This is a genomic window from Leucobacter massiliensis (genome assembly GCF_002982315.1).
Classification (GTDB): domain Bacteria; phylum Actinomycetota; class Actinomycetes; order Actinomycetales; family Microbacteriaceae; genus Leucobacter; species Leucobacter massiliensis.
The window spans coordinates 14,341-40,858 of record NZ_MWZD01000020.1 but is presented as its reverse complement, the minus strand read 5'-3'; the positions used below and the strand labels follow the sequence as shown (position 1 = coordinate 40,858).

Below are 26,518 nucleotides of genomic sequence, written 5' to 3'. Positions count from 1 at the left end.
GCTCCGGCGAGCCCGGGGTCCTATCCGTTTTGCGAAGCCGTGGAACCGGCGTGACGCACGCGCGTAACATTGAGCTCACATATCGAACTGAATTGGGAAGTCAGTTCGCATATCGAGCAAGAACGCACGCAATGACGCGGACGACTCGCGTCCTGATCGGAAAGTGAACGCGTATGACCAGCATCGGCATCATCGGAGCGGGGGTCGCGGGTCTCCACCTCGGCCTCCACCTGCGCCAGCAGGATCTCGACGTCACCATCTACACGAATCGCACCGCCGAACAGGTGCGCGACGGCAAGATCATGAACAGCGTCGCCCACATGAGCGCGACCATCGACATCGAGCGCGAACTCGGGATCGCCGACTGGCCAGACATCGACGCCGAGTACTCCAAGCACTACCACTACAACGGCTGGGGCGAGGAGCGCCGCTTCGAGGGCTCCTTCGAGAAGCCCGCCCGCATCCTCGACTACCGCATCTACCTCCCGCACCTCATGGGCGAGTTCGAGCGCCGCGGCGGAAGGCTCACGATCCAGGACCTCACCGTGGCCGAGATCGAGCAGCTCACCGACGTCCACGACCTCGTCGTCGTCTCGACCGGCAAGGGCGAGATCGGGGCGCTCTTCCCGCGCCGCGAGGACAAGTCCCCCTACACGAGCCCGCAGCGCAAGCTCGCCGTCGGCTTCTGGAAGGGCGTCGCCCCGCGAGAGCCCCGCGGCGTGGAGATCAGCATCGTTCCCCCCGCCGGCGAACTGCTCGTGCTGCCCATGTGGTCGTTCTCGGGGCCCGTCCACGCGCTGCTCTTCGAGAGCCTCCCCGGCGGCCCCCAGGAGGTGCTCACGGACCGTCGCTACGAGGAGGACCCCGCCGCCTACCGCGAACTGGTGCTGCAGATCCTCCGGGAGTTCCACCCCACCGTCTTCGAGCGCGTGGACGAGGCCGCCTTCGAACTCCAGAACGGCGCCCTCGACATCCTGCAGGGGGCGGTCACCCCGGTGCTGCGCGAGGACTTCGTGCTCCTGCCCAACGGCAAATACCTGCTCGCGCTCGGCGATGTGCACATGACCGTCGACCCCGTGCAGGCGCAGGGAGCGAACTCCGCGGCCTACTCGGCGAAGGTCGTCGCCGACGCGATCAGCGAGGACCACGTCTTCGACGAGCGCTTCATGCGCAAGGTCGCCCGCCGCCGCGCGGAACGCCTGGAAGCGGCGAGCGACTGGGTCAACACGATCATCCAGACCCCGCCCGCGCCGCAGATGCCGCAGCTGCTGACCGAGATGGTCCGCAACCAGGCGCTCGCCGACCGCTACACCGAGAACTTCAACTACCCGATCCGGCAGATCGACCTGCTCGCCACGCCCGAGCGGGCGGCCGCCGCGATCGCCGACACCTCGAACCGCTAGCCACCGGAGGCATCATGCACCAGCTCACCGTGCTCTACCCCGCACCCGACGATCCGGCGGCCTTCGTCGCCTACTACGAGTCCACGCACCTGCCGCTCGCCGCGCAGCTGCCGGGCCTGCGCTCCTGGCACGCCTCGACGGACATCCAGCCCGGACCGGACGGCGCCCCGGCCCCCTACTTCGCGATCTTCGAGGCCGTCTTCGACAGCGCCGAGGCGCTGCGCGAGGCGATGGCCTCCCCCGTGGGCCAGGCGGTCGCGGCCGACGTGCCCAACTACGCGAGCGGCGGCGCCGTGCTCATCGACTTCCCGATCACCGGAGGGAGCCCATCATGACCGATCTCGAACCCCGCCAGCTGGAGTTCCGGCAGGCGATGTCCAACCTCGCCGCCGCCGTCCACGTCGTCACCACCGACGGACCGCACGGCCGGCTCGGCCTCACCGTCAGCGCCGCCTGCTCGGTGACCGACTCCCCGCCGACCGTGCTCGTCTGCATCAACCGCGGCAGCGCCTCGCACGACGTCTTCGCGGGCAACGGCCGGCTCGCGCTGAACGTGCTCGCGGGCGACCAGGAGGAACTCGCACGGCACTTCTCGGGGCAGACCCGGGTGCCGATGGCGGAACGCTTCTCCTGGGACGTGTGGGAGGAGCTGGGCGGCATCCCCACGCTCCGCGATGCCCGCGTGGCGCTCGTGGGACGCATCGCGAGCACGCTGGAGCGCGGCACGCACAGCGTGTTCTTCGTGGAGGTCGACGAGATCCGGCTGCGCAGCGACGCCGCGGCGCTCGTCTACGACAGCCGCGCCTTCCACGCCGTCGGAGCCGCGGCCTGACCATGGCCGTCACGGCAGCGAGCGAGCGGGTGGGGCTGTCCGCGCAGCTCCGCTCGCTCGAGGCCGCGCACGAACTGGGCGCCAGGCTCTACTACCCGCACCGCCTCACGCCACTGTGCGGCGAGGCCGAGCCCCGCGGCTTCACCTTCCATGCCACGGCGGCGGTGCTCGGCAAGGTCACGGCGGGGCTGCTCAGCTACTCGACCGCGATCCGCATCGACACCGCCCCCTACGAGACCGCCTTCCAGTGCAATGTGCCGCTGCGCGGCTCGCTTCGCACCTCCGTCGGCGAGCGCCGCGTCCAGGCCACCCGCTCGCGCGCCGCCGTCTACACGCCCGACGTCGACACAGCGATCAGCGGCTGGGAGCAGCCCTGCGTCATGCTCGCCGTGAAACTGGACCGGGAGCTCGTCGAACGCCGGCTCGCGCAGGAGCTCGCCGATGACGGCGGACGCTTCGACCCCGAGCTCGACGTCGGATCCGGGGCGGGGAGCGCCTGGGTCGCCTCGGTGCGTGAGCTCATCGCCCGCGCCCAGCGCATGCCGGAGATCGACGCGGGCCTCGCCGCGTTCCTCGCCGAACGCTGTGTCGACGGTTTCGTGGCGAGCGCGCTGCGCCGCGAGGCGCCCGCCGCGCAGCCCCGCTCCACGAGCCGCCTGATCGTCGAGCGCGCGCTGGAGGCCATCACCTACTCCACGGGCGCCCCGCTCTCGCTGGGGTCGATCGCGGAGTACGCGGGCGTGAGCGGCCGCTCCGTGCAGGCCGCCTTCCAGCAGCTCCGCGGCGAGAGCCCCATGCAGGCGCAGCGCTCCGAGCGCCTGCGCCGGGTGCGCCGGGAACTGCTCGCGGCGCCCGGCGCCGAGCCCGTCAGCGCGGTCGCCCAGCGGCACGGCTTCGGCCACGCCGGCAGGTTCTCCGCGATGTACCAGCGCGAGTTCGGCGAGCTCCCCTCGCAGACCGGGCTCGCGGGGGCGGGCCGCTATCCGGAAAGCGATCGCGGCTCGCGCCGGCGCTGATGTCCGCGATGCGAAGCCGCTCCGGGTCGAACCGTTCGAGTCGGCACGTCCGGCCGGTGAGGACCGTCGCGGACGGCAGCGGCCGGGGCGTCCAGCCCGGGACCGGCTCGCCGATGGGCTGGCCGAACTCGTTGCTGCGCGGGCTCATCGCAGCCCGCCCGACGCGGCTCCGCCTGACTGCATCATCATCGTCCGCTCCTCTCCCCCGTGGCTCGCGGCGCTGCGCCGCTGCCTCCCACGCTACGACACGGGGCTGCGGGCAGAACAGGCGTGTGCGCGTCTGGTTGCCTCCGCGGCGGAGAAGAAGCGTTCCAGCGCGGGACCGAGGTCGTCGAAGCGCGTGCCGATGGCGTGGACGATGGTGAAGTGGTTGGCGGCGCGCGCACGGGCGCAGGCCGGCAGGGTGCCTCGGGTGCGGGTGCAGGCGCCGAGAGCCGCGAGGAACTGCTCGTGGGAGTCGGGGGTGTCGTACTCGCCCGCGGCGAAGAGGAGCGGGATCTCACTGCCGGCGAGCAGCTCCAGCAGCCGCCACTCCTCGATGAGCTCCGGGCGCGAGCCGAAGTACGGGCGCAGGCGCTCCTCCCCGAAGGCGGGCAGATCGTAGATGCCGGAGATCAGCGCGAGCGATGCGGGGGCGGGCTCGGCCGCCGCGTGCCCGGGGCCGCCGACCGCGTACGCTGCAGCGTGCACGGCCCCCGAGGAGTTGCCGAGCAGGTGCAACGGCAGCGGTCCGCCGTCGGCGGCGCGGAGCCGGCTGCGGCACCACTCGACGGCCAGCGCCACGTCGTGGGCGGCGGATGGCCACTGGGCGGCCGGGGCGAGCCGGTGCCCCGCGAGCACGCCGGCCCAGCCACGCCGTGCCGCCCAGCGGCCGATGTTGCTGTGGTAGGGCGTGCCGGTGCGGCGCCGGGCGCCGCCCACGAAGGCGCCGCCGTGCACGAAGAGGACCACTCCACGCGGGGCGGGGCCCGCGGGCAGGAAGAGGTCGAGGGCCTGCTCCGGGTGCTCCCCGTAGGGCTGGTCGAGCTCGACGACGATCCCGGAGTCGTCGTCTGCGGTCTCGTGCAGTGGTGCCAGCAGCTCCGCGGAGCGCCGGATCGTCTCGGCCCCGACGGCCGGGCCGATGGCCTGCACGGCGGCCGCGAGCTCCTCCCAGTCGCCGGGAGGGGCCGCGTTCAGTCCCCCGCCGGCACCCATTCGATCTCCCTCCCGTCCTCGGCGGCGTAACTGCGCCGGCTGGGGTCGCCGAGCTCTCCCGTCACCGGCATCTGGCCGACGGCGACCTCGGGGGCGGCGGCGGCGCGCCGAGCGCGCTCGGGCCAGCGGAACCAGTCGCGCGCGTTGTCCGTGAAGACCTTCTGCCGCCAGGTCTCCGGCATGCGGGCCGCGACGTCGTCGACGGTGTCGCAGTCCCATGCCGGGAAACCGGAGGCGTAGCAGATCAGGTCCTCCAGGCCGCCGAAGGCCTCGAGTGCCCGGATGACGCGCTGCGGCCCGTCGTCACCGGGGGCCCGGTCGAAGGGCCAGCTGCCGATGCGGAAGTGCTCGCGGAAGTACTCGCTGGGCAGCCGCCGCACCCACGGCACCTCCCGCCGCAGGCCGCGCCAGTTCACGTCGAGACGGAAGAACAGCCCGGGGATCCAGGCGACGCCGACGCCCGCGACGAAGACCCGCAGGCTCGGGTACTTCTCGAACACCCCCTGCACGATCATGCTCTGCACGTGCGTCATCATGGGGCTGTACGACAGCGCCGCGACCTCGGCGAAGGTGGCGGGGAGGCCGCCGGCGGTGGGGTGCGTGAGCGTGTCCGCGCCCTGGTCGCCACCGGCGTGCAGCACGATCGGGAGATCGAGTTCGGCCGCCGCCTCGTAGATCGGGTGGTAGGCGGGGTGCCCGAAGGGCTTGTTGAGCCCGTTGGCCGCCATGAGCACCCCCACCATGCGATCGTGCGCGCCGGCACGCCGGATCTCCTCCGCCGCCTGCAACGGCGTCTGGTTGGCGGCGACGATCAGCCCGAAGAAGCGATCGTCGGCGGAGAACCAGCGCTCGGCGGTCCACTCGTTCATGGCGCGGGCGAGGGCGGCTGCCCGGTAGGCGTTCGGGACGCTCGGGATGAACATGCCCCGGTCGTGGGCGAGGATGGCGCGTGACACCTGGCCGCTGCCGAAGACCTGCGCCACGGTGCGCTCGGGATCGGAGGCGGCGGGTGCGGACGGATCGGAGACCGATCCCTCGATGTAGTCCCCGCCGGGCCTGCGGTAGGCGGTGGCCGGCAGGATGTGCATCGCCCCCGCGCCGCCGGGAAGGCTGCCGGGCACGCCGAGGTGCTCGCGCCAGCCGGCGTCCATGTAGTCCGTCACGTCGAGCTGGGATGCCCAGTGATGGTGCACGGCGGTGTCGATCACGGACCGCGGCGCGGCGCTCTGGGGTGAGTCCATCCGGTTCACTTCCTTCCGAGGGTGAGTAGCACGCGTCCGTGTTCGCGGCGAACGCGGTAGGTGCGCATGCGGAATCCCGGCGCCGCTGCGGCGCCGTCTTCCAGCTGGAACTCCCAGCGGTGCCAGGGGCACAGCACGACGGGGCTCTCCTCGTCGACGCTCAGCGCGACGTCGGGCTCTCCCGCCGCGGCGGAGGCGGAGGCGGTGAGCCGCTTCTGCAGGAAGCCGGCGCACAGCGGCGCACCCTCGTGGGGGCAGGAGTTGCGGAACGCGAAGATGCGCTCGCCCCAGCGGCACACCCCGAGCTCCATGCCGCCGACCTCGACGCTCACGAGCTTCCGGTCGGGGAAGTCCTCCCACGCTCCGATGTCGATTCCCGCGCTCACGCGGCGCTCCGATCCGCGTCGGCGAGCGGGAGCAGGCGCAGCATCTCGCGCGCGTTCTCGGAGAACAGTTTCGGCAGCCACTCCGCCGGCAGTCGGCTCGCCACGTAGAAGGGGTCGTCGGCGTCCCAGTGGGGGTAGTCGCTGGAGAAGCAGAGCAGGTCCTGCATGCCCCCGAACGCCTCGAAGAGCTCGACGAGCTGCTCCTTGCGCGGGGTGAGCTCGAAGGGCTGGGTGCTGAACTTGACGTGCTCCCGCAGGTACTCGCTCGGCAGCCGGCGCACCCAGTCGCTCTCGGCCCGCATCTCCGTGCGCACGGCGTCGAGGCGCCAGAAGAAGTTCGGGATCCACGCGAGCCCGGTCTCGACGACGAGGACCTTCAGCCGGGGGAACTTCTCGAAGGTCCCCTGGGCGACGAAGCTCGCCAGATGCGCGAGGGTGGGCTGCTGCAGCAGCGTGTGCCACTCGAGGCGGGAGCCGGGGATCCCGCCCGCTGCCGTGTGCGCGAGCCCGCCCTCGGTCTCGCCAGCGGCGCCGTGGATGATGATCGGCAGCCCCGCGGCTTCGGCGGCACCCCAGATCGGATCGTACACGGGATGCCCGAGGGGCTTGCCGAAGGGGTTCCAGGCGATGAGCACGCCCGTGACCTTGGGGTGGGGCGCCATGCGCTCGATCTCGGCGACCGCTCGCTCGGGCAGCTCGGTGGGCACCACGATGGCGGTGCGCATCCGCTCGTCGTAGCTGAGCCAGGTGCGCGCGACCCAGTCGTTCATCGCGGTGGCGAGCGCAGCGCTGAACTCGGGGTTGCGCTGTGCGATCTCCTGGCCGATGTCGAAGGTGAGGTTGACGGCCTCGACGGAGGGGTAGCGGTCGAGGTACTGCTCCTGCATCAGCGCGAAGGACGTTCCCCTGCCGTCCTCGGGCAGCGCTTCCAGTCGCTTGTTCACGCCGCGGTGGAAGGGATAGGTGAGTCCGGCGGGCATCAGCGCCGTCATGCGGCCGCCGGTGCGGCCAGCGGCGTAGTCGCGCCACTTCTCCGGCAGTGCGTCGAGCACCTCGTCGCTGCGGCGCCAGCGCTGGTGCACGTCGACGTCGATGATCGGGTGGTCGAACTGCGGGGTGCCTCGGCCCATGTGGCTTGTCTCCTCTGCTCGTCGTCGAGCGGTCGTTCTCGTCCTTCCAGGCTTCCAGCAGCGGTAAGACAAGTAAAACAGTGGTTAGCTTCATAAAACCGAAGTGAAAATTTACAACTCGATCACCAGCCGCCGCCCGCAGGAGCGCGAGACGCAGATCATCATGGTGCCGCCCATCTCGCGCTCCAGCTCGCTGAGCACGCTGTCACGATGGTCGGGCTCGCCGTCGATCACCGGGGTCTCGCAGGTGCCGCAGGTGCCCTCCTCGCACGACGACGGGACGTCGACCCCGGCCTCGCGCACCACCTCCAGGATCGACCGATCCGGTGGCACCTCGACCTCGATCCCGCTCTCCACGAGCTCCACGGTGAAGGCCTCATCTACTCCGCCGGGCTCGGCCTCGCGCGGACGGAAGCGCTCGACGCGCAGCCGCTCCCCCGCGACGGGCCCCACCACCGCCTCAACGTCCGCGAGCAGGCGCTCCGGCCCGCAGGCGTAGACCGCCGCCCGCTCCCCGGCCTCCGCAGCCACCGCGGCGAGGTCCAGGCGTCCGCCCTCCTCAGAGACGTAGGCGCGCACGCGGTCGCCGTGCTGCCGTGTCAGCTCTCCCAGATAGGCCATCCGCTCGCGTCGGCGACCCGCGTAATGGAGCGTCCAGGGAACCCCGCGCTCGCTCAGCACGGCGATCATCGGCAGCAGCGGCGTGATGCCGATGCCGCCCGCGATGAGCACCGCCTCCGGGGCGTCCGGGTCGAAGCCGAAGTGGCTGCGCAGGCCCGTGACGGGCAATTCGTCGCCCGGGCGCAGCTCGCCGTGAACGTAGGCGGATCCGCCGCGGCTGCGCTCCTCAAGGAGCACGGCGAGCTCCAGGAAGCCCGTCTCCGCCGGGTCGCCGCAGAGCGAATACTGCCGCAGCAGGCCGTTGGGCAACCGCAACTCCAAGTGCGCACCCGGCGTCCACCGCGGCAGGGCACCGCCATCCGCCCGCACCAGGCGCAGCCGCCGCACCCCGGCGGCCGGCGCGTCGATGGCGCTCACGGAGACCAGCATCTCGGCGTCCGGCAGCGTTCCCGCGCCCGTCACGAGCCGGCTCCCGCCGTCTGCGCCGCCGGCAGCGCCTCGATCAGCGGGTGGTGGCAGGCCACACGCCGCCCGGGGACGATCTCGCGGAAGGCGGGCGCTTCGGAGGCGCAGCGGTCGCTCGCCAGCGGGCACCGCGTGCGGAAGCGGCAGCCGCTCGGCGGGCGCATCGGCGAGGGCAGCTCGCCGCGCAGCTCGGCGTCGGCGGCCAGGGCCGCACCGCCGGGGGCCGGGACGGAGGCGATGAGCGCCCGCGAGTACGGGTGCGCCGGGGCAGCGTAGACGTCGTCCGTGTCGCCGATCTCCACGATCTTGCCGAGGTACATCACCGCGACCCGGTCGCTCACATTGCGCACCACCGACAGGTCGTGGGAGATGAACAGCATGCCGAGCCCGTGCTCGCGGCGCATCCGCTCCAGCAGATTGAGTACCTGCGCCTGGACGGAGACGTCGAGCGCCGACACCGGCTCGTCGCAGATCAGCACCTCCGGCGACAGCGCCATCGCCCGGGCGATCGCGATGCGCTGGCACTGCCCGCCCGAGAAGTCGCCGGGCCGGCGCTCCGACATGGTGTCCGGGTCGAGGCCCACCTCCCCCATCACCTCGCGCACGCGGGCAGGGATCCCGGCCCGCTCGGCGCCGTGGATCCGCAGACCCTCGGCGATGATGTCCCGCGTCCGGCGGCGCGGGTTGAGGGAGGAGATCGGATCCTGGAAGATCATCTGCATCCGGGCGAGCATGCGGCGGAGCCGGCGGCGCGGCATCGCGGTCAGCTCTTCGCCGAGCAGCCGCACGGACCCGCTCCGCGGGCGCTGCAACCGCATCAGGCTCCGCGCGAGCGTCGACTTCCCGCAGCCCGACTCGCCCACGAGCGCGAGCGTCTCGCCGCGGCGCAGGACGAAGCTCACGCCGTCGACGGCGTGCACCACGCCGCCGGGGACCGAGAAGCGCTGCACGAGATCCTCGACCTCCAGCACCACCTCGCCGGGCCCAGCGAGCTCCGAGAGCGATCCGGGCTCGGCCGGCGGGCGGGGCTCCGTGGCCGCCCCGGGCTCAGCGGTCGGCGCGGGATCGCGGACGACATCGAGGGAGGTCATGCCGGTCTCCTTCCGTCCCGGTTCACGGGCACGTTGCAGGCGTAGAGGTGGTCCGATCCCGTGGTGGCCGCTTCGAGCGGCGGGACCGCGGTGCGGCAGCGCTCGATCGCCGCCGCGCACCTGGGGGCGAAGCGGCAGCCCGCGAGCTCGGCAGCCGGATCGGGCGGCACCCCGGGGATCGCGCGCAGCAGCGTGTGCCGGGGCTGGTCCATACGCGGGATCGCGTCGAGCAGCGCCCGCGTGTACTGGTGCCGGGTGTGGGCGAACAGCTCGCGGGTGGGCGCCGACTCCATCACCCGGCCCCCGTACATGACCATCGTGCGATCGGTGCGCCCGGCGAGCACGCCGAGGTCGTGGCTCACCATGATCACCGCCATGCGGCGCTCCGCCTGGATCTCCTGCAGCAGATCCAGGATCTGCTTCTGCACGGTGACGTCGAGGGCGGTCGTCGCCTCGTCGGCGATGAGCAGCTGCGGATCGCAGGCGAGCGCGATGGCGATCATGACGCGCTGCCGCATCCCGCCCGAGAGCTCGTGCGGGTATTGCCGCAGGCGCTTGCGCGGCTCCGGGATCCCGACCAGCTCCAGCAGTTCCAGCGCCCGCGCCTTCGCCTGCCCGCGCGAGAGGCCGAGGTGCCGGCGCGGTCCCTCCGTGATCTGGCGCTCGATCGGCACGACCGGGTTCAGCGCGGTCATGGGGTCCTGGAACACCAGCGCCATCTGCGGCCCGAGGTACCGGCTCATCCGCTCCACGGGCAGTCCGAGGAGCTCGGTGCCGTCGAAGCGCACGCTGCCGGTGAGTTCGGCCGATCGCGGCGCGATGCGCATCAGTGAGCGGGAGAGCATGCTCTTGCCCGATCCCGACTCTCCGGCGATCCCGAGCGTCTCCCCGCGGCGCAGGACGAAGGAGACGCCGTCGACGATCCGCAGCTCGCCGCGCGGGGTGGTCAGCGTGCAGCTGAGATCGTCGACGGCCAGGAGCTCCTCGGTGGCGGGGGCCTGCGGCGTCGCCGCTGCCACGGCGGTCTGGGTCATCGCTGCTCCTTCGCGGCTCATATCTGGTTCTGCCCGACGTCGAATCGCGACCGCATCCAGTCGCTCAGGGTGTTGAGCGCGAACACGGTCAGGAAGAGGAAGACGATGGGGATCATGACCGCCGCCGGCTGCGTGGCGAGCTGGCTCTGCGACTCGGCGACCATGCCGCCCCAGCTCGGCTGCGGAGCGGGGATCCCGTAGCCGAGGAAGCTCACCGAGCCCTCGATGACGATGAGGGTCGCCATCACCATGATCCCGAACGAGGCGATGCTCATCAGCGTGTTGGGGAGGATCTCGCGGAACATGATGCGCAGCGGTCCGGCGCCCTGGGCACGCGCGGCGGAGACGAACTCGCGCCCGGTCTGCGCGAGCACGGCGCCCTTCATCATCCGCGCGAAGGCCGGCACCATCAGCACCGCCATGCTGATGGTGAGCGTCGCGAGGCTGGGCCGGATCGCGGCGGCGAGGGCGACGAGGAACAGCATCGCCGGGAATGCCTGGACCACCTCGGAGCACAGATCGACGAGCGTCTCCATGACGCCCCGGAAGTAGCCGGCGACGAGTCCGAGGAGGCCGCCGAGCACGAGGGCGATCACGGCCGCGATGAAGCCGAAGGTGAGCGAGGCGCGGGCGCCGTAGATCGCACGGGAGAAGATGCTGCGGCCGATGGCGTCGGTGCCCAGCGGCGCGTCCGGAGAGAGCATCGGCTGGAAGGGGGCGCCGACGATCGAGTCGTAGGCGGGGACGGGCAGCAGTTCCACGGTCGCCGCGAGCAGCGTCAGGGCGGCGAGCCAGACGACCGCGAGCACGAGGGCCGCGCGCTTCGCGATCCTCCCCGCCCGCGACCGGGACGGGGGCGCTGCGGGGGACGGCCTGGCGGGTCATGCGGCGCTCCTCACCCGGACGCGCGGATCGACGGCCGAGTACACGAGGTCGACGGCGATGTTGACGAGCACGTACACGGCGGCGATCACGAGCACGACGCCCTGGATCACGGGGATGTCACGCGACGGCACGGACTGCAGCAGCAGCGAGCCGAGCCCGGGCAGCGCGAAGAGCACCTCGACGATCATCGCCCCGCCGAGCAGGCGGCCGAGGGCCAGGCCGGTGAGGGTCAGCAGCGAGAAGAGCGACGGCCGCAGCACGTGCCGCATCAGCACGTAGCCCTTGCTCATGCCCCGCGCACGTGCCGCGAGCACGAAGGTCTCGCGCACGGTCGCGATCACGTCGCTGCGGAGCACGCGGTAGAACATGGCCGCCTCCATGAGGCCGAGTACGAGGGCGGGCAGGAAGGCGTGCTGCAGATTCGCGAGCGGGTCCTGCGCGAACGGCACCCAGCCGCTGACGGGGAAGACCTTCGTGCGGATCGCGAAGAGGTAGATCAGGATGACGGCGGCGGCGAAGGAGGGCAGCGAGATCAGCGCGCTCGAGATGGTCGAGGCGACGCGATCCACCCATCCGCCCACGTTCGCCCCCGCCACGAGCGCGGCCGGCACCGAGAGCAGCAGGGCGATGCACAGGGCGAGGATGGTCAGCTCGATCGTCACGGGCAGACGCTGGGCGATCACCTCGGCCACCGGCAGGTCGAGCCGGATCGACCTGCCGAGGTCGCCCTGCGCCGCGCCCGCGAGCCACTCGGCGTAGCGCGCGAACAGCGGCTGGTCGAGCCCCATCTGCGTGGTCAGCGCCGCGATCTGCTCCGGCGTCGCCTCGTTGCCGAGGATCGCGACGGCCGGAGAGCCGGGCATGAAGTCCACCGCGGCGGTGGCGAGGAGAGTGATGAGGACCATCACCGGGACGAGCCGGAGCAGTCTCACCCCCACTTGGTGCAGCACGATTGTCCTCTCGTCGAATCGGGGGTCGCAACGGGGCGCGGGAGGGCGCCCGGAGCGGCGCGCCCTCCCGCGGGGCCGGTCAGTCGGCGGCGAAGCCCACCTCTGGCCAGGACACGACGCCACGGGCGTTGTAGCTCAGCCCGGTCACCTTCGGCTCGGCGATCACGGTGATGGTGGGAGTGAAGGTGAAGAGCCCCGGGAGGTCCTCCATGAAGCGCTCCTGCACCGTGCGGTACTGCGCGCGACGCTCCTCGGGATCCGCGGTGGCGCGGGCGGCGGCGAGCGCGGCGTCGACCTCGGGGTCCGAGTAGCCGGTGGTGTTCCACATGGCGCCCGTGGACAGCAGGTTGAAGAGACCCGGCTCGGGGTCCGGGAACTTGTAGGCGCCGGGGTAGGGGCTCATGTCGTAGTCGCGGTTCACGAAGACCCGCTCGCGGGCGGCGGTGACGTCGAGCGTCTCGATGTCGACGCTCACGTTCTCGAACTCGGAGAGCTTCGCCTGGATGTACTGGGCGGTGCGCGAGTTCACCTCGCCCGCGATGTTGATGTAGCTCAGCTCGACCGGGCGGCCCTCGGCCGCGAGCTCGTCGAAGAGCCGCTGCGCTTCCTCGGCGTCGGGCTCGGGGAAGCGCACCTCGGACTCGTGGTAGGGCGAGTCGGCCACGAACAGCGTGTCGATGGCCGTGGCGTCGGCCGAGCCGAGCGCGACCTGCGCGAGCTCGGTGCGGTCGAGCGCGAGGTAGACGGCGCGCCGTGCCCGCTCGTCGTCGAAGGGGGGCCGCTCGTTGTTCATGTAGATCCAGCCGCCCCCGCTCTGCTCCACGCCGAAGTGGACGAGGCCCTGGCCCTCCGCGTTGCTGAGCAGCGCGGCGTCCGCGTCGGAGCTGGGCGCCTGCACATTGGCGGCGCCCGAGGCGATGGTGTTGATGCGCTGCGCGGCGTCGGGCACGAGTTCGAGGCGCAGGCCGTCGAGCTTGGGGAGCCCCTCCTGCCAGTAGTCCGCGTTCGCGGTGTAGACCTCGTAGTCGTCGGGCACGTACTCGCTGAGCACGAAGGGCCCGGCGCCGACGGGCTTGCTCGAGTAGCCCTCGGGGTCGGCCTGCACCGCCGTCGGCGAGACGATGAACGGCAGGGCGTCGGCGATCGTGCGGTCGAGATGCATATTGGGGCTCGGGATCGTGATCTGCAGCGTGAGCGGATCCACCACCTCCATCTTCCAGCTCGCGATGGCGCGCGCCTGCGAGGCGATGCCCTTGTCGGCGATGTGCTGGTAGGTGAAGCGCACCGCCTCCGCGTCGAGCGGGGTGCCGTCGGAGAAGCTGACCCCCTCGCGCAGCTTCAGGGTCCAGACGCTCCCGTCCTCGTTCGGGGTCATGCTCTCCGCGAGCTGGGGACGCACCTCGCCCGTGACCGGGTCGAGCACGAGCAGCAGGTCGTAGACGGCCGACATGCGCGTCGCGTCTCCGGTGCTCGCCATGGTGTTGTCGTCAGCGGGGTCGAAGCTGCGCGTGGGCACGTACATGAGCATCGTGAGCTCGCCTCCCGCGGCGGCCTCGCGCGTGGGGTCGGATTGCGCAGCCGCCTCGGTGGAGGCGTCGGCGGCGCAGCCGCTGAGCAGCAGCGCGCCTGCTGCGACGAGGCCGGCGAGCTGTGGCAGCCAGCGGCGCCGGTGGGTGGTTCGTGATGACATCGTTGCCTTTCTGTGCGCCCGCGTGCCCCGCGGGGCCGCCGCGCTTCGGTGCGCGGTGCGGCTCAGGCCGCTCCCTCACGACCTGCTGGATCCCGGGACCACTCGGTGTCGACGGTCTCGATCCGCTTCCGCCGGCGCCGGGCGGCGCTGCTCCGCGACGGTGCGGGCGTCCCCTGGCGTTTCGGAAGCTGGTCAATTATCCTCACACCAGCAAGTAAATGAAAACTGCGAATAGTCTTTAATAAAGCAAAGCTGAACTTTCATTTTGCCCGGACCGCGCCGGCGGTCCGGCCGCGTCCGTCGATGGAGACCCGCATGCAGGCCCAGTGCACCCTCAAGCAGCTCGAGTACTTCGTCGCCGCCGCCGAGAGCGGCACGATCCGCGCCGCGGCCGAGCGCTGCCACGTCTCGCCGGTGGGCCTCGGCGTGGCCCTCACCGAACTCGAACGCGCGCTCGGCGCGCAGCTGCTGCATCGCCGCCGCGCGAAGGGCGTCGCACTCACCCCCGAGGGACGCGTGGTCCTGCCCATCGCCCGCGCCATCACGGTCCAGGCGACCGAGCTGCAGCTCAAGCTCGACGCCCGTTCCGAGGCCGTGACCGGCACGCTCCACCTGGGGTGCCTCACCGGGATCGCCTCAATGCTGATGCCGGATGTGTGCGACACCTTCGCGAAGCAGCACCCCTCGCTCTCCATCGACTTCCGCGAGGGCGATCAGGCCTCCCTGCACGCGGCGCTCGAAGACGGCGAGCTGGAGGTCGCGTTCCTCTACGAGCGCGAGCTGCCCGAGTCGCTCGACTGGATCCGGGTCATCGAGATGCGCCCCTACGTCATCGTGGCCGCCGACCATCCTCTGGCACGGCGCAGCTCCGTCGAACTGCGCGAACTCGCCCAGGATCCGCTGATCCGGCTGAGCATCCCTCCGCTCGCCGACCCGGCCTCGTGGACGCGCTCGATGGACGCGGCGCCGCAGGCGGCGTACACGGTGTCGAGCGTCGAGCTGATGCGCACGCTCGTGGGCCGCGGCCTGGGCTACGCCGTCCTCGGTCAGCGCTCGCCCGTGAGCGTCACGGTCGAGGGACGGCCGATCCGGGAGCTGGAGATCGCCGACGACATCCCCGCGGTGCGCGTGGTCCTCGCCTTCGCGCGCGGCATGCGCCTGCCCCCGCGCGCCCGCGCACTCGCCGAGTTCGTCCGGGCGGAGCACCCGGATGCGGCGCGCGAGCCCTCGCTCGCATAGGACCGGGCGTTGCGGCCCCGGCGCGCGGACCTCGGCCGGTACGCCCCGGCCCGCCGGCCGGTACGCCCCGGCCCGCCGGCCGCAGCGCCCGGCCTCAGCGCGAGCCGTCCTGCCGGGCCGGGCGGCGCGCCAGGACGAGGTGCACGGCGGAGCCCGCGAGCAGCCCCCAGAACGCGGCGCCGAGGCCGAGGAAGACCGTCCCGGACATGGTCACCGCGAGCGTGGTGAGCGCGGCGAGGCCGGTGCGGGCGTCACCGCTCATCGCGCCCGTGAGCGCGGTCAGGGCCGAGCCGAGCAGTGCGACGGCCGCGACCACCGCGACGGTCTCGCTCGGGATCGCCTGGAACCACGCGACGATCACGCCGCCGAACCAGCCGATGAGCAGGTAGCTGAGCCCGCCGGCCACGCCCGCGACGTAGCGTCGCGCACGATCCGGGTGCGACTCGGGCCCGATCGCGATGGCCGCCGTGATCGCCCCCAGGTTGATCCCGTGGGCGCCGAAGGGCGCCAGGGCCGCGGAGACGGCGGAGATGGAGCCGACGAGCAGCCGGTCGTTCGGCCGGTAGCCCTGCGACTGCAGCAGGGCGATGCCGGGCGCGTTCTGCGAGGCCATGGTCACGATGAAGAGCGGCAGCGCGATGCTCACCAGGGCGGCGGGCGTGAAGACGGGAGCGGTGAACACCGGCCCGCCGAGGGTCATCACGGGGGCGAGTGCGTGGAAGGATCCGGTCGCCCAGCTGAGCAGCAGCCCCGCGGCGAGCGCGGCGAGCACCGCGTAGCGGTCGAAGAAGCGCTTGCCCAGGAAGAAGGTGAGGACGATGCCCCCGGCGATCAGCGGCGCGGTCGCGAACGCCCCGGCCGCGGTGATGACGAAGGGGAGCAGGATCCCGGCGAGCAGGGCCTGGAGCACGGGAGCGGGCACCCGGGCCAGGATCCAGCCGAACCAGCCGGTGAGGCCGAACACGGCGGCGGCGAGCGAGGCGGCGATGAACGCGCCCACCGCCTCGGCGAAGGAGAAGCCGCCGAGCGAGGCGATGAGCAGCGCCGCGCCGGGCGTCGACCAGGCCACGACGACGGGAACGCGCGTGCACAGGCTGAGCACGACGCTGCAGAGGCCGTTGCCGATCGACAGCGCCCACACCCACGATGCGGTCTGGGCCGCGTCCAGCCCCGCGGCGCGGGTCGCCTCCAGCACGACGAGGAAGGGCCCGGCGAAGTTGATGAGCGCCGAGAGCACGCCCGCGACGACCGCGGAGAGCGAGAGGTCGCGGAGCAGCGAGCGCCGCCGGGGCAGGGTGCCGGTGCCGGTGCCGGTCACGTCCGGTAACGGAGTGGCGCTTTTCGCAGTAACGTTATTAACTGTCCTCATGAACAATGGTAACAGAGCGGGGGAGATCGCCGAGATCCTGCAGGAGCGGATCGCCGCGATGCAGGCCGGGGAGCGCCTGCCCGGCGTGCGTGAGCTCTCCGCGGAGTTCCGTGCGAGCGCCGCAACCGTCTCCGCCGCCCTCGCCGAGCTCGCGGCCCTCGGCCTCGTGGCCGCCGAGCCCGGCCGCGGCACCTTCGTCACCGACCGAGCGCTGCCATCCGAGCCCGACTACTCCTGGCAATCGCAGGCCCTCGGCCGAGCCCGGGTGGACGCCGCGCGCGCGGCACGGCTCGGCTTCCACGGGACCGCGGAGCACATCCAGCTCTCGTGGGGGTATCTCTCGGCCGAGCTGCTGCCGCACGAGGAGCTGCGCCGCATCGGCTCGCGCGCGGCGAAGAGCCCCCGCGCCCGGGCGATGACGCCCCCGGCGGGTTCGCCGGAGCTGCGCCGGGGGATCGCCGCCGACTATCGCGCCGACCCCGGCGACGTGCTGATCGTGTCCGGCGGGCAGCAGGGGCTCGTGTTCGCCCTGCGCACCCTCGCGGAGCCGGGTTCCACGGTCATCGTCGAGAGCCCGAGCTACCCGGGGGCGATCCTCGCCGCCCAGAGCGCCGGGCTCGCGCTCGCCTCGGTGCCGGCCGACGCGGAGGGCATCCGCGTCGACCGGCTCGCCGAGGAGCTGGAGCGGACGCGCGCCCGCGTCGTCTACCTGCAGCCCGGCTACGCGAACCCGACGGGGGCCGTGCTCAGCGCCGAGCGGCGGGCACGCGTGCTGGAGCTCGCCGCCAGCGCCGGAGCCTTCGTCGTGGAGAACGACTGGGCGCGTCACCTGGGCATCGAGTCTCCCCCGCCCCCGCCGCTCTTCGGCGAGGACCCGCACGGGCACGTCGTCTCGGTCGTGAGCCTCTCCAAGTCGGCCTCCCCCGGCCTGCGCCTCGGCGCGGTCATCGCGCGCGGGCCCGCCGGGGAGCGCCTGCGCGCCTCCCGCACCGCCGACGATCTCTGCGTCTCCCCCATCGTCCAGGAGATCGCGCTCGGCCTCCTCACCTCGAACGCGTGGCCGCGCCACCTCGGGCGCCTGCGCGATGCGCTCGGTGAGCGCCGCGACGCTCTGCTCGCGGCGATCCGCACCACCCTCCCCGGCGTGCGGGTGCCGCACGTGCCGCGCGGCGGCCTGCACCTGTGGGCCAGGATGCCGGAGGGCGTCCACGCGGGCGAGTTCAGCGCCGCCGCCTATGCGGCGGGCGTGCTCGTGGGCGACGGTCGTCACTTCTTCGTCGACGAGGCGCCGGGCCAGTTCGTCCGCCTCTCCTTCGGCGCCGTCACCGGCGCGCAGATCACGGAGGGGGTCCGCCGCCTCGCCCCGCTGCTCCCCGCGTGAGCGGCCCCGGCATCGCTGGGCGCGGCCGCCGCGGCCGGCTCAGGCCCTGAGCATGCGCACCCGGGCGCCCGTCACGGCGACGGCCTCCCGGTTGCTGATGGGGAGCAGTACCATCCGCTCCCCGTACGTCTCGACGATCCGCCGGGTGGCCCGCCGGAAGGGCACATTGCCGGCGTGCGGCACGACGCCGAACTCGGTGATGCCGAGCCCCGCGAAGTCGCCGCGGAGCGCGGGAGCGGCGGACGGCGAGTCCATGTGCGCGACGTAGTCGAGGCGCGGTGCGAGCACCATCGACCCGGCCGAGGCGCCGATGTAGATCCGGCCGGCGGCGATGTGCGCGGCGATGAGGCGGTCGGCTCCGGTGCGCCGCAGCTCCTGCGCGAGGAAGAAGGTGTTGCCGCCCGAGACGAACAGGATGTCGGCGGCGCCCATCGCCTCGGCGGTCTCCGCCGGGGTGGCCGCCGAGAGCTCGAGCTCGTCGAGCTCCAGGCCGAGTCGGCGCAGGGCCCGCCGTTCGGCGCGCAGGTGCAGGGTGAAGCGCTCGGGGATCGTGGCCGTGGGGATGAAGCAGACGCGCCGGCCCGCGAGCTTCGCCTCCGCGAAGGCGGGGAGGAGCCGCGCCACGCGCGCGAAGAAGGAGGTCAGCAGCAGCCTCCGCTCGGCATCCCCGTCCACGCTCACGGCGCCGAGCCTACTCCCCCGCGTCCGCGCACCGCCTGTCCGCCCGCCGTGGGCGGCCTGTGAGATGGGACACTAGGGGCATGACACGGGAGTCGGAGATCCACGCCATCGTCGGAGCGGGACCGGTGGGCACCGCACTCGCCGGGCTGCTGGCCGCACGGGGCCATCCGGTGCGGCTGCTCACCCGATCCGGCCGCGAGCCGCGGATCGCCGGGGTGCAGCCCGTCGCGGTCGACGCATCGGACGCGGCGGCGCTGACCGCGGCGATGCAGGGGGCCGCGGTGCTCTACAACTGCGCGAATCCCGGCCCCTATCCGGTCTGGGAGCGGGACTGGCCCCCGCTGGCGAGCGCGATGCTGCTCGCGGCAGAGCGCGCGGGGGCCGTGCTCGTGACCGCGAGCAACCTCTACGGCTACGGCCCGGTGGACGGGCCGATGAGCCGCAGCACCCCGCTGCGGCCCTCCGACCACAAGGGAGCGCTGCGGGCGCGGATGTGGCGCGAGGCGCTCGCGGCGCACGAGGCCGGGCGGGTGCGCGTCGCCGAGGCGCGGTCCTCTGACTACCTCGGGCCGACGCTGCCGCTCGCGGGCGGGATGATCGCGCGCTACGCGGAGCGCACCCTGCTGGGCCGGCCGGCCACCGTCTTCGCGGATCCCGATCAGCCCCACAGCTGGACGGCGATCGACGACGTCGCCGCCACCCTCGCCGCCCTGGGACGCGAGGAGCGGGCGTGGGGCGGCGCGTGGATCGTGCCGTCGAACCCGCCCGCGACCGTGCGCGAGCTGCTGCGCGGCCTCGGCGATGCGGTCGGCGCCCCCGAGCCGCGGCTGCGCACGGCGCCCCGCTGGCAGTTGCGCGTCGGCGGGCTCGCGATCCCGATGCTGCGCGAGCTCGGCGGTGTGCTGTACCAGTTCGACCGGCCCTTCGTGGCGGACGGAGCGGAGACGAGCGCCGCGTTCGGGGTCGTGGCGAGTCCTTGGGAGCCGCTGCTCGCCCAGACCGCCCGCACCTGGGAGTCACGCGCCCGGGCCGGCCGGAGCGCCCCGGCCGTCCGCCCCTAGCCCTCGGTCTCGAGGAGCCGCCGCAGGCGCTGCTTGCGCCCGTTCTCGCGGACGATCCAGGCGACGTCCCGATCAGCGGTGTCGAGCGCGCGGAACGCCGCGAGCCCCGGCGCCGGATCGGCGGCGACCGCCACGCTCCAGCAGTAGCCGAGCGCCTGCCGCAGCGCACGCGGTCCCGGCTCGGCGCGCACCTCGGCGGGGAGCGCCCGCAGCGCGCGCGTGGCGCGCCCGCAGAGGTCCACGGCCGCGGCCGCCGCCTCGGCGTCGCGCAGCAGCCGGGGCTCGCAGAGCGCGGCCACGGCGGCGCGGAGCACGAGGGGATCCGCGTCCGCCGACCAGCGTGCCACGACGGCGCGCACGGCATCGGGATCCTCGTCCCCGAGCAGCTGCAGGCCGATCTCGACGCCCATGCGCACCCGCCAGCGCTCCTCGGCGGCGAGCGCGCGGGCGCGCCGCTCGCACTCCGGCGAGGCGGCCCTCCGGGCGAGGATCGCGGCGGCGCACGCGGCGGCGTATTCGGTGCCCGCAGCGAGCAGGCGATCCGCGATCTCCACATCTCCGAGCCGGGCCGCCGCCGCGAGCAGTTCGAGGTTGGCGCGGGGGCCCGGCAGCCCGGAGTGCTCCTCGAGCAGCCCGGGCCACTGCTCGGCGGGCGCGGACTCCAGCATCCGCTGCCACTCCCCCGCCGCCCTCATGCCGGCGATCCTACCCCGTCGATACGATGGAGACCCGGCCGGGACGCCGCTGAGCGAGCGGAAACCGGGCCGCGACCGCGCGACACGAGGGAGGGCGATGCCGGAACTGCTGAAGTGGCTCGGCGCGGTCCCCGTGCTCCTCGGCTTCGCGCTGACCGTGGGCATCAACCCCAGCACCTCCGCGGCGACCGTCGACGTGCTCGTGCGGCGCACCCGGTGGCTGCCGCGGGTGTGCTGGATGACGGGCGGGCTGGCGCTCGGGGCGACGCTGCTGTTCGTGCTGTTCCTGTTCGTGAACCCGACGACCTTCGTGGAGGACGTGGAGGGGCGCGTGACCCGCGTGGTGCGCGACCGGGCGCTCGACGCGGTCGCCGGCGCGGCCCTGCTCGCTGCGGCCACGGCGGTGGCGGCCTGGCGGCTGCTGCGGCCCGGGCTGCCGCCGCGCCGACGGCGGCCGGTGCGCGGCCACGAACCGGCGGGGGTCTACTTCGCGCTGGGCCTGACGAGCTCGTTCACGGGCTTCACGCCGCTGCCCGTGATGTACCTGACGGGCCGGGTCGTGTCGAGCCTCGGCCCCGCGTGGCTGCCGCAGCTCGTCGCCTACCTGCTCTTCGTGTGCGTCCTCGTCGCACCCTACTTCGCGCTCGGGCTGGCCTGGACGCATCTGCCGGCGCTGGCGTCCCGGATCGCCGCGGGCTTCGACCGCCTGCAGCGCTGGGATTACCGCTGGGCGGTGGCGGGCTTCCTCGCCGTCGCGGGGGCGGTGGTGCTCGGCCTGGTCGTATTCACGGGCCGCTGAGCTCTGACGGGCCGCGGCACGAGCCGCACGAGCCCCGGCCGCCGCGGCTCAGCCCCCGCCGCCGCGCGGCTCCGCGAAGTGGGTGCGGATGTGCCGCTCCACTTCGGCTTCGAGCTCCGGCTCGTCCCCGGCGCGCAGCGCGGCGAGCAGGCGCCGGTGCTGCTCCGCCACGACGGACGCGTCGGCGTAGTGGCCGGCGTCGCGGCGGAAGTAGGCGCGCACCCGCGGCTGGATCGACCGCCAGATCTGCAGGCAGTGGGGCTGCCCCGAGAGGCTGACGACGGCGTCGTGGAAGCGCACGTCGGCGTCCGCGAGGGCGGAGTCGTCTCCGGCTGCCGCGGCGGCGGCCATCATGGCGATGAACGATTCGAGCTCGGCCACGGAGTCGGCGTCGAGGCGCTCGGCGGCCTTCCGGAACGCGTACTGCTCGAGGGAGATCCGGATGGGGACCAGCACGTGCTCGATCTCCTCCTGCGACACTCCCAGCACCTCGGTGCCGCGGTAGGGGTACGAGACCACGAGCCCCTCCTGCTCGAGCTGCCGCAGCGCTTCGCGCACGGGGGCGCGGCTCGTGCCGAGCTGTTCCGCGAGCGCGACCTCGGTGAGCTTCTGACCCGGCAGCAGCTGCCCGGAGGTGATCGCCTCGCGCAGCCGGTCCGCGACGACGTCGCGTCGGGAGGCGACGGGGATCGGCGGCAGGCCGGACAGGTCGGACACCGCTGCAGGATAACACGGTTGCACTTTGTCGACACTCACGCGCGGCTCCGTCCGAGCCGGCGGCCGGGGCGGCTCCCGGTGCTGCGCCCCTCCTCGACGACCGGGATCCCGTTCCCCCAGACGTGCCGCGCCGCATCGGCGTCCCCCTCCGGCAGCCGGAGGGTGTCGGCGCCCGCCAGCCGCTCCGGGTCGAAGAGCACCAGATCCGCCTGCGCGCCGTCCCGCACCCGGCCGCGGCCCGCGATCCGGAAGTGCTCGGCGACCGCTCCCGTCATCTTGTGCACGGCCTGTTCGAGGCTCAGGGTGCCCGTCGCGAGCGCGTGGTGCGCGAGGAAGTGGGTGTGCCCCTGGAAGAAGAGGGGGTGGCGGGTGCGCCGGCCGAGGGGGCCGTCCCGGCGCGAGGTGAAGCCGTCGACGCCGAGCAGGAAGCGCTCGTGCGCCACCGCCTCCGCCACGTGCCGCTCGGTGAACAGCTCCCCGATCAACTGCACCGACCCCATCTCGGCCCCGGCAGCGGCGAGCATGTCGAAGAGCGAATCCCACTCGTCCTTGCCCGTGATCTCCGTGATCTCGGGGAAGCTGAGCCCCTCGAGCGCCGGCGTGGCGGGGCTGACGGTCAGCCGTGCGCGATGCCACTCGCCGCGGTGCAGGAAACGCCAGTAGCGATCCGAATCGGCTCGCACCCGCTCGCGCACCTCGGGATCCCGCAGCCCGCGTGCCGCCTCGGCGAGGCCGTCGCGCAGCAGCCACTCGGGCAGGAGGCCCGTCGCGAGCCCGATGCCGTCGGGGTAGGGCGTCATGTCTGCCAGCACCTCCGTCCCCCGCGCGCGCTCGGCCTCCAGTCGCTCGACCGCGCGCTCCCAGGCACCGGGTGCGGCTCCCGTGCCGGAGCGGACGTTGAGGTGCGAGAGCTGGGCGCGCAACCCCCCGGCACGCACGATCGAGAAGAACTCGTCGACGGCCTCCGCGAGCGAGCTGTCGCGGTTGCGGATGTGGCTGGCGTACATGCCGTCGACCTCCGCCACCACCTCGGCGAGACGGCGCAGCTCCTCCGGCGCGGCGAAGCGCCCGTCCCCGTACTCCAGCCCGGTGGTGAAGCCGATCGCGCCCGCCTCGAGCGCCTCGCGCAGCCGGCGTTCGAGGGCGCCGCCCAGGTCCGCGCCCCTCTCCTCGGCGTCGAGCTGGGCGGCGCGGCGCAGCGCCGTGTGCCCCACGAACCACACGAGGTTCTGCGCGGTCCCGCCGTCGTGCACCGCGTCGAGGTACTCGGCGAAGGTGCGCCAGGCGATCTCGCCGGTGTAGCCGAAGGCGGCGAGGGCCGCCGCGCTCGTCTCTGCGTCGCGGCCGGAGATCGGGGCGTGGGTCACCCCGCAGTTGCCCACCACCTCGGTGGTGACCCCCTGATGGATGGTGCTGAGCGCGTCCCGGTTGCCGAGCACCGACCAGTCGCTGTGACTGTGCGGGTCGATGAGACCGGGCGTGAGCAGCGCGCCCTCCGCACGGACGACGCGCCGCGCCGCCGGCCGCTCGCGCGGCGGGAAGGTGACGATCCGGCCCGCCTCGATCCCCACGCTGCGGGGCGCCCGTGGTGCGCCGGTCCCGTCGATCACCTCCGCGCCGACGATGAGGGTGTCGAGCATCAGAGCACCTTGCCGAGGAAGGCGCGCGTGCGCTCCTCACGGGGGGCGCCGAAGAGCTCCTCCGGGGCGCCCTCCTCGACGATGCGACCCCGATCCATGTACACGACCCGGTCCGCCACCTCCCGGGCGAAGCCCATCTCGTGCGTGACGACGACCATGGTCATGCCCTCCGCGGCGAGGCCCTGCATGACCGAGAGCACCTCGCCCACGATCTCGGGGTCGAGCGCGGAGGTCGGCTCGTCGAAGAGCATCACGCGCGGGCGCATGGCGAGCGCGCGGGCGATCGCGACGCGCTGCGCCTGCCCGCCCGAGAGCTCCCCGGGGAAGGCGTCGATCTTCTCGGAGAGCCCGACCTTGGCGAGCAGCCCCTCGGCGCGCTCGCGCGCCTCGGCCCGGTCGATGCCGAGCACCTTGCGCGGCGCGAGCGCGATGTTCTCGCCGACGGTGAGGTGCGGGAACAGGTTGAAGGATTGGAAGACCATGCCGACGTCGCGGCGCACGGCCTCCAGGTCGGCGCGGGCCTCGCCCGGCCCGAGGCGGTGCCCGTTGATCTCGATGCTGCCGTGACTCGGGCGTTCGAGGCCGTTCATGCTGCGCAGCAGGGTGCTCTTGCCGGAGCCGGAGGCGCCGATGATGCAGACGACCTCGCGCTCGGCGACGCGGGTGCTGATCCCGTGCAGCACCTCCGTGTCGCCGAAGCTCAGTCGCAGCCCGGAGATGGTGATCATGATGTTGCTCCCTTGAAGATGGAGATCGTCTCGCCGAGCTTCGGGGCGCGGGCCCCGCCGCCCAGGCGGCGTTCGTAGCGGCGCCCGAGCGAGGACAGCGTGAAGCAGATCACGAAGTACACGGCTCCGACGATGAGGTAGGTGAGGATCGGCTTGCCCGTCTGCGAGGCGACGATGTTGCCCGCCCGCGTCAGCTCGATGAGCCCGATCACGGCGACCAGCGAACTGTCCTTGACGAGGATCACGAGGAAGCCGATCCCGGGCGGGACGATGATCTTCGCAGCCTGAGGCAGGATCACCCAGCGGAGCCGGGAGGCGTAGGAGAGGCCCAGTGCCTCCGCCGCCTCGAACTGGCCGCGCGGGATCGCCTGGATGCTGCCGCGCACGATCTCGCTGACGTATGCGGAGGCGAAGACGGACAGCGCCACCACCGCGGCCCAGTACTCGGGGACGTTGCTTCCCGGCGAGAGCAGCGGCACGCCGAAGTAGACGAAGAAGATGATGAGCAGGACGGGCACGCCGCGGATGGCGCTCACCCACACGGCGCTGACCCAGCGGAGCACCCGGACGGGACCCGTCGCGAGCAGCCCGAAGAGGAGCCCCAGGGCGCCGCCGCACAGCACCGAGAGGGCGCAGATCTGCAGCGTCACCGCGGCCCCCTGCAGGATCAGGAGGAGGTCCGCTCCGTCGATCGGTGAGTTCATGGTCAGGCCACCTTCCAGCGCGTGCGGTGTTCGATGAGGCGCGAGGCCGCCGCGATCGCGAACGCCACGGCGAAGTAGAGCAGCCCGCCGACCACGAAGGTCTCGATCGTGCGGAAGGTGCTCGTGGTGATCCCCATCATGGTGTGCATGAGTTCCGGCACCGCGACGATCGAGGCGATCGAGGAGGCGAGGAACAGCAGGATCACCTGGTTGGTGAGCGAGGGCAGCACGGCGCGCATCGCCGGGACGAGCCGCACGTGCAGGAAGGTGGCGCGCGCCGAGAGGCCGAGCGCCGCAGCCGCCTCGCCGATGCCGCGCGGCAGCGACTCGAAGCCGGCGCGGTAGATCTCGGCCACGTAGGCCGAGTGGTTGATGCTGAGCGCGATGATGCCCGCGCTGACCGGGTCGAGGTTCACCCCGAGGGAGGGCAGCGCGAAGTAGACGAGGTAGAGCTGCAGCAGCAGGGGCGTGTTGCGGATGGCCTCGATGTAGGCCGAGGCGGCGAGGCGCGCGGGCCGGAAGCGCGAGGCCCGTCCGAGGTAGACGAGGACGCCGAGCAGGCCGCCGGCGACGACGGCGGCCGCGGTCACCGCGATGCTGACCCCGAGGCCGAGCAGGAGCTTGTCCGCGTAGGGGATGAGGTCCCCGAAGTAGAGTTGCATGTTTCCTCCGCACCGGGCGGGGCCGGAGCCCCGCCCGGTGGCTGTCACTTGATGAGGTCGGGGACGTCGCTGCCGAGCCAGGTGTTGTACGAGTCGTTGGCGGCGTCGCTGATGTTGTAGTTCAGGAGGAAGTTGTCGAGGTAGTTCAGCCACAGCTGGTCGCCCATCTTCACGCCGAAGGAGACGACGGAGGGGCTGAGCTGGGGCGCGTCGACGATGACGAAGTCGTCGGAGTCCTGCAGGATGCCCGCCGCGACGGAGTTGCTCTCCATGAGGGCGTCGACCTTGCCGCTGCGCAGCGCCTGCACGGAGTCGGCGACCGCTTCGAAGAGGCTGGCGTTCGCCTCGGGGAAGCGGCGTTCGAGGATCGTGGCGGGCACGCTGCCCCGGGTGGCGGCGACGGTGCGTCCGCTGAGGTCCTCGTAGGAGTCGATGTCGCTGCCCTGGGGCACGAGCACGACCTGTCCCTCCGCGGCGTAGGGGCGGGTCATCGCGACGACCTGGGCGCGTTCGTCGAGGTTGGTGAGGGCGGCGATGACCACGTCCACCTTGCCGGTCTCGAGCAGCGGGATGCGGTTGGCGTTCGTCGTCGACACGAACTCGATCTCGGCGCCGAGCGAGTCGGCGAGTGCGTTCGCGGCGTCGATGTCGAAGCCCTCGTACTCCCCGGAGCTGGTGAGCACGCCGTAGGGCGGGGCGTCGGCGAAGACGCCGACGACGAGCTTCTTCTCGGAGAGCACCTTGTTGAGCGTGCTCTGGCCTGCGGCGGCCTGCGGGGCCGCGCCGTCGGAGGTGCAGGCGGCCAGGCCGGCCGCGGCGAGGAGCGCGGCGGCGCCGGCTGCCAGGAAACGGGTGAACTTCATCGTGCTGCCCTTCTGTGGTGGCGGGGGCGGCGATCGCT

Annotated in this window: 27 protein-coding genes; 8 read left to right on the top strand and 19 right to left on the bottom strand. The window is 72.8% G+C overall.

The window, feature by feature from the left end:
• Positions 1 to 173 precede the first annotated feature (173 nt).
• The 4 genes from B4915_RS12185 to B4915_RS12170 are packed head-to-tail and all read left to right on the top strand — an operon-like array spanning position 174 to position 3,251.
• The gene (locus B4915_RS12185) at positions 174 to 1,403 is read left to right on the top strand and encodes a styrene monooxygenase/indole monooxygenase family protein (RefSeq protein ID WP_105806089.1); all 1,230 of its coding nucleotides are present in this window, start codon (positions 174 to 176) and stop codon (positions 1,401 to 1,403) included.
• A 14-nt stretch (positions 1,404 to 1,417) separates the two neighbouring features.
• Positions 1,418 to 1,738 (top strand): EthD family reductase, encoded by a 321-nt coding sequence (locus B4915_RS12180; protein WP_105806088.1) that lies wholly within the window; start codon positions 1,418 to 1,420, stop codon positions 1,736 to 1,738.
• On the top strand, positions 1,735 to 2,235 hold the full coding sequence (locus B4915_RS12175; RefSeq protein ID WP_105806087.1) for a flavin reductase: 501 nt from the start codon (positions 1,735 to 1,737) through the stop codon (positions 2,233 to 2,235). Before B4915_RS12180 ends, B4915_RS12175 begins: the two co-directional genes overlap by 4 nt.
• Before the next feature lie 2 nt (positions 2,236 to 2,237).
• Positions 2,238 to 3,251, top strand: a complete 1,014-nt coding sequence (locus tag B4915_RS12170) for an AraC family transcriptional regulator (RefSeq protein ID WP_105806086.1) — start codon at positions 2,238 to 2,240, stop codon at positions 3,249 to 3,251.
• A gap of 240 nt (positions 3,252 to 3,491) precedes the next feature.
• Here the strand turns inward: B4915_RS12170 and B4915_RS12160 are convergent, their stop codons facing one another.
• The 10 genes from B4915_RS12160 to B4915_RS12115 form a co-directional block, all read right to left on the bottom strand.
• The gene (locus B4915_RS12160) at positions 3,492 to 4,448 is read right to left on the bottom strand and encodes an alpha/beta hydrolase (RefSeq protein WP_146120103.1); all 957 of its coding nucleotides are present in this window, start codon (positions 4,446 to 4,448) and stop codon (positions 3,492 to 3,494) included.
• Complete coding sequence (locus B4915_RS12155; RefSeq protein WP_105806084.1) at positions 4,427 to 5,689, bottom strand: amidohydrolase family protein; 1,263 nt, start codon at positions 5,687 to 5,689, stop codon at positions 4,427 to 4,429. Before B4915_RS12155 ends, B4915_RS12160 begins: the two co-directional genes overlap by 22 nt.
• Positions 5,690 to 5,694: 5 nt before the next feature.
• The gene (locus tag B4915_RS12150) at positions 5,695 to 6,075 is read right to left on the bottom strand and encodes a Rieske (2Fe-2S) protein (protein WP_181158582.1); all 381 of its coding nucleotides are present in this window, start codon (positions 6,073 to 6,075) and stop codon (positions 5,695 to 5,697) included.
• Positions 6,072 to 7,205: an amidohydrolase family protein gene (locus B4915_RS12145; RefSeq protein WP_105806083.1), complete on the bottom strand. Its 1,134-nt coding sequence runs from the start codon at positions 7,203 to 7,205 to the stop codon at positions 6,072 to 6,074. Before B4915_RS12145 ends, B4915_RS12150 begins: the two co-directional genes overlap by 4 nt.
• A gap of 111 nt (positions 7,206 to 7,316) precedes the next feature.
• The gene (locus B4915_RS12140; RefSeq protein ID WP_245907489.1) at positions 7,317 to 8,288 is read right to left on the bottom strand and encodes a PDR/VanB family oxidoreductase; all 972 of its coding nucleotides are present in this window, start codon (positions 8,286 to 8,288) and stop codon (positions 7,317 to 7,319) included.
• On the bottom strand, positions 8,285 to 9,382 hold the full coding sequence (locus B4915_RS12135) for an ABC transporter ATP-binding protein (protein ID WP_105806082.1): 1,098 nt from the start codon (positions 9,380 to 9,382) through the stop codon (positions 8,285 to 8,287). The genes B4915_RS12140 and B4915_RS12135 overlap by 4 nt, the downstream gene beginning before the upstream one ends.
• Positions 9,379 to 10,416, bottom strand: a complete 1,038-nt coding sequence (locus B4915_RS12130; protein WP_105806081.1) for an ABC transporter ATP-binding protein — start codon at positions 10,414 to 10,416, stop codon at positions 9,379 to 9,381. Before B4915_RS12130 ends, B4915_RS12135 begins: the two co-directional genes overlap by 4 nt.
• A gap of 17 nt (positions 10,417 to 10,433) precedes the next feature.
• Complete coding sequence (locus B4915_RS12125) at positions 10,434 to 11,225, bottom strand: ABC transporter permease (RefSeq protein WP_105806080.1); 792 nt, start codon at positions 11,223 to 11,225, stop codon at positions 10,434 to 10,436.
• Between the two features lie 72 nt (positions 11,226 to 11,297).
• The gene (locus tag B4915_RS12120; RefSeq protein WP_146120102.1) at positions 11,298 to 12,251 is read right to left on the bottom strand and encodes an ABC transporter permease; all 954 of its coding nucleotides are present in this window, start codon (positions 12,249 to 12,251) and stop codon (positions 11,298 to 11,300) included.
• A 79-nt stretch (positions 12,252 to 12,330) separates the two neighbouring features.
• Positions 12,331 to 13,941 carry an ABC transporter substrate-binding protein gene (locus B4915_RS12115; RefSeq protein ID WP_105806078.1) on the bottom strand — a complete coding sequence of 537 codons (1,611 nt, stop codon included), beginning with the start codon at positions 13,939 to 13,941 and terminating at the stop codon, positions 12,331 to 12,333.
• Positions 13,942 to 14,256: 315 nt separating this feature from the next.
• Between B4915_RS12115 and B4915_RS12110 the strand changes: the two genes are divergently transcribed.
• Positions 14,257 to 15,180: a LysR substrate-binding domain-containing protein gene (locus B4915_RS12110; protein ID WP_181158581.1), complete on the top strand. Its 924-nt coding sequence runs from the start codon at positions 14,257 to 14,259 to the stop codon at positions 15,178 to 15,180.
• Between the two features lie 94 nt (positions 15,181 to 15,274).
• Here the strand turns inward: B4915_RS12110 and B4915_RS12105 are convergent, their stop codons facing one another.
• Positions 15,275 to 16,498 (bottom strand): benzoate/H(+) symporter BenE family transporter, encoded by a 1,224-nt coding sequence (locus B4915_RS12105; protein ID WP_245907488.1) that lies wholly within the window; start codon positions 16,496 to 16,498, stop codon positions 15,275 to 15,277.
• 49 nt (positions 16,499 to 16,547) lie between these two features.
• On the opposite strand from B4915_RS12105, the gene B4915_RS12100 reads away from it, so the two are divergent.
• Positions 16,548 to 17,930, top strand: a complete 1,383-nt coding sequence (locus B4915_RS12100; protein WP_105806076.1) for an aminotransferase-like domain-containing protein — start codon at positions 16,548 to 16,550, stop codon at positions 17,928 to 17,930.
• A gap of 39 nt (positions 17,931 to 17,969) precedes the next feature.
• Here B4915_RS12100 and B4915_RS12095 read toward each other — a convergent pair whose 3' ends face one another.
• Positions 17,970 to 18,611: a Type 1 glutamine amidotransferase-like domain-containing protein gene (locus B4915_RS12095; RefSeq protein WP_181158580.1), complete on the bottom strand. Its 642-nt coding sequence runs from the start codon at positions 18,609 to 18,611 to the stop codon at positions 17,970 to 17,972.
• Between the two features lie 80 nt (positions 18,612 to 18,691).
• Here B4915_RS12095 and B4915_RS12090 point away from each other — a divergent pair, with 80 nt between their 5' ends.
• Positions 18,692 to 19,672 carry an NAD-dependent epimerase/dehydratase family protein gene (locus tag B4915_RS12090; protein ID WP_105806074.1) on the top strand — a complete coding sequence of 327 codons (981 nt, stop codon included), beginning with the start codon at positions 18,692 to 18,694 and terminating at the stop codon, positions 19,670 to 19,672.
• On the opposite strand, the gene B4915_RS12085 is transcribed toward B4915_RS12090, so the two are convergent.
• Positions 19,669 to 20,367, bottom strand: coding sequence for a PBS lyase heat domain-containing protein repeat-containing protein (locus B4915_RS12085; protein WP_105806073.1), 699 nt, complete (start codon positions 20,365 to 20,367; stop codon positions 19,669 to 19,671). The genes B4915_RS12090 and B4915_RS12085 overlap by 4 nt on opposite strands.
• A 97-nt stretch (positions 20,368 to 20,464) precedes the next feature.
• On the opposite strand from B4915_RS12085, the gene B4915_RS12080 reads away from it, so the two are divergent.
• Positions 20,465 to 21,166: a hypothetical protein gene (locus tag B4915_RS12080; protein ID WP_105806072.1), complete on the top strand. Its 702-nt coding sequence runs from the start codon at positions 20,465 to 20,467 to the stop codon at positions 21,164 to 21,166.
• Between the two features lie 48 nt (positions 21,167 to 21,214).
• Here the strand turns inward: B4915_RS12080 and B4915_RS12075 are convergent, their stop codons facing one another.
• The 6 genes from B4915_RS12075 to B4915_RS12050 are packed head-to-tail and all read right to left on the bottom strand — an operon-like array spanning position 21,215 to position 26,480.
• A complete protein-coding gene (locus B4915_RS12075; protein WP_219845121.1) occupies positions 21,215 to 21,883 on the bottom strand; it encodes a GntR family transcriptional regulator in 669 nt (222 codons plus the stop codon).
• A 35-nt stretch (positions 21,884 to 21,918) separates the two neighbouring features.
• Entirely contained in the window at positions 21,919 to 23,523 is a 1,605-nt protein-coding gene (locus tag B4915_RS12070) for an N-acyl-D-amino-acid deacylase family protein (RefSeq protein WP_105806071.1), read from the bottom strand.
• A complete protein-coding gene (locus tag B4915_RS12065) occupies positions 23,523 to 24,251 on the bottom strand; it encodes an amino acid ABC transporter ATP-binding protein (protein ID WP_105806070.1) in 729 nt (242 codons plus the stop codon). The genes B4915_RS12070 and B4915_RS12065 overlap by 1 nt, the downstream gene beginning before the upstream one ends.
• The gene (locus B4915_RS12060; protein WP_105806069.1) at positions 24,248 to 24,955 is read right to left on the bottom strand and encodes an amino acid ABC transporter permease; all 708 of its coding nucleotides are present in this window, start codon (positions 24,953 to 24,955) and stop codon (positions 24,248 to 24,250) included. The genes B4915_RS12065 and B4915_RS12060 overlap by 4 nt, the downstream gene beginning before the upstream one ends.
• A 2-nt stretch (positions 24,956 to 24,957) precedes the next feature.
• Positions 24,958 to 25,617, bottom strand: coding sequence for an amino acid ABC transporter permease (locus B4915_RS12055; RefSeq protein WP_105806068.1), 660 nt, complete (start codon positions 25,615 to 25,617; stop codon positions 24,958 to 24,960).
• 44 nt (positions 25,618 to 25,661) lie between these two features.
• Positions 25,662 to 26,480, bottom strand: a complete 819-nt coding sequence (locus B4915_RS12050) for a transporter substrate-binding domain-containing protein (protein WP_105806067.1) — start codon at positions 26,478 to 26,480, stop codon at positions 25,662 to 25,664.
• Positions 26,481 to 26,518: the final 38 nt, after the last annotated feature.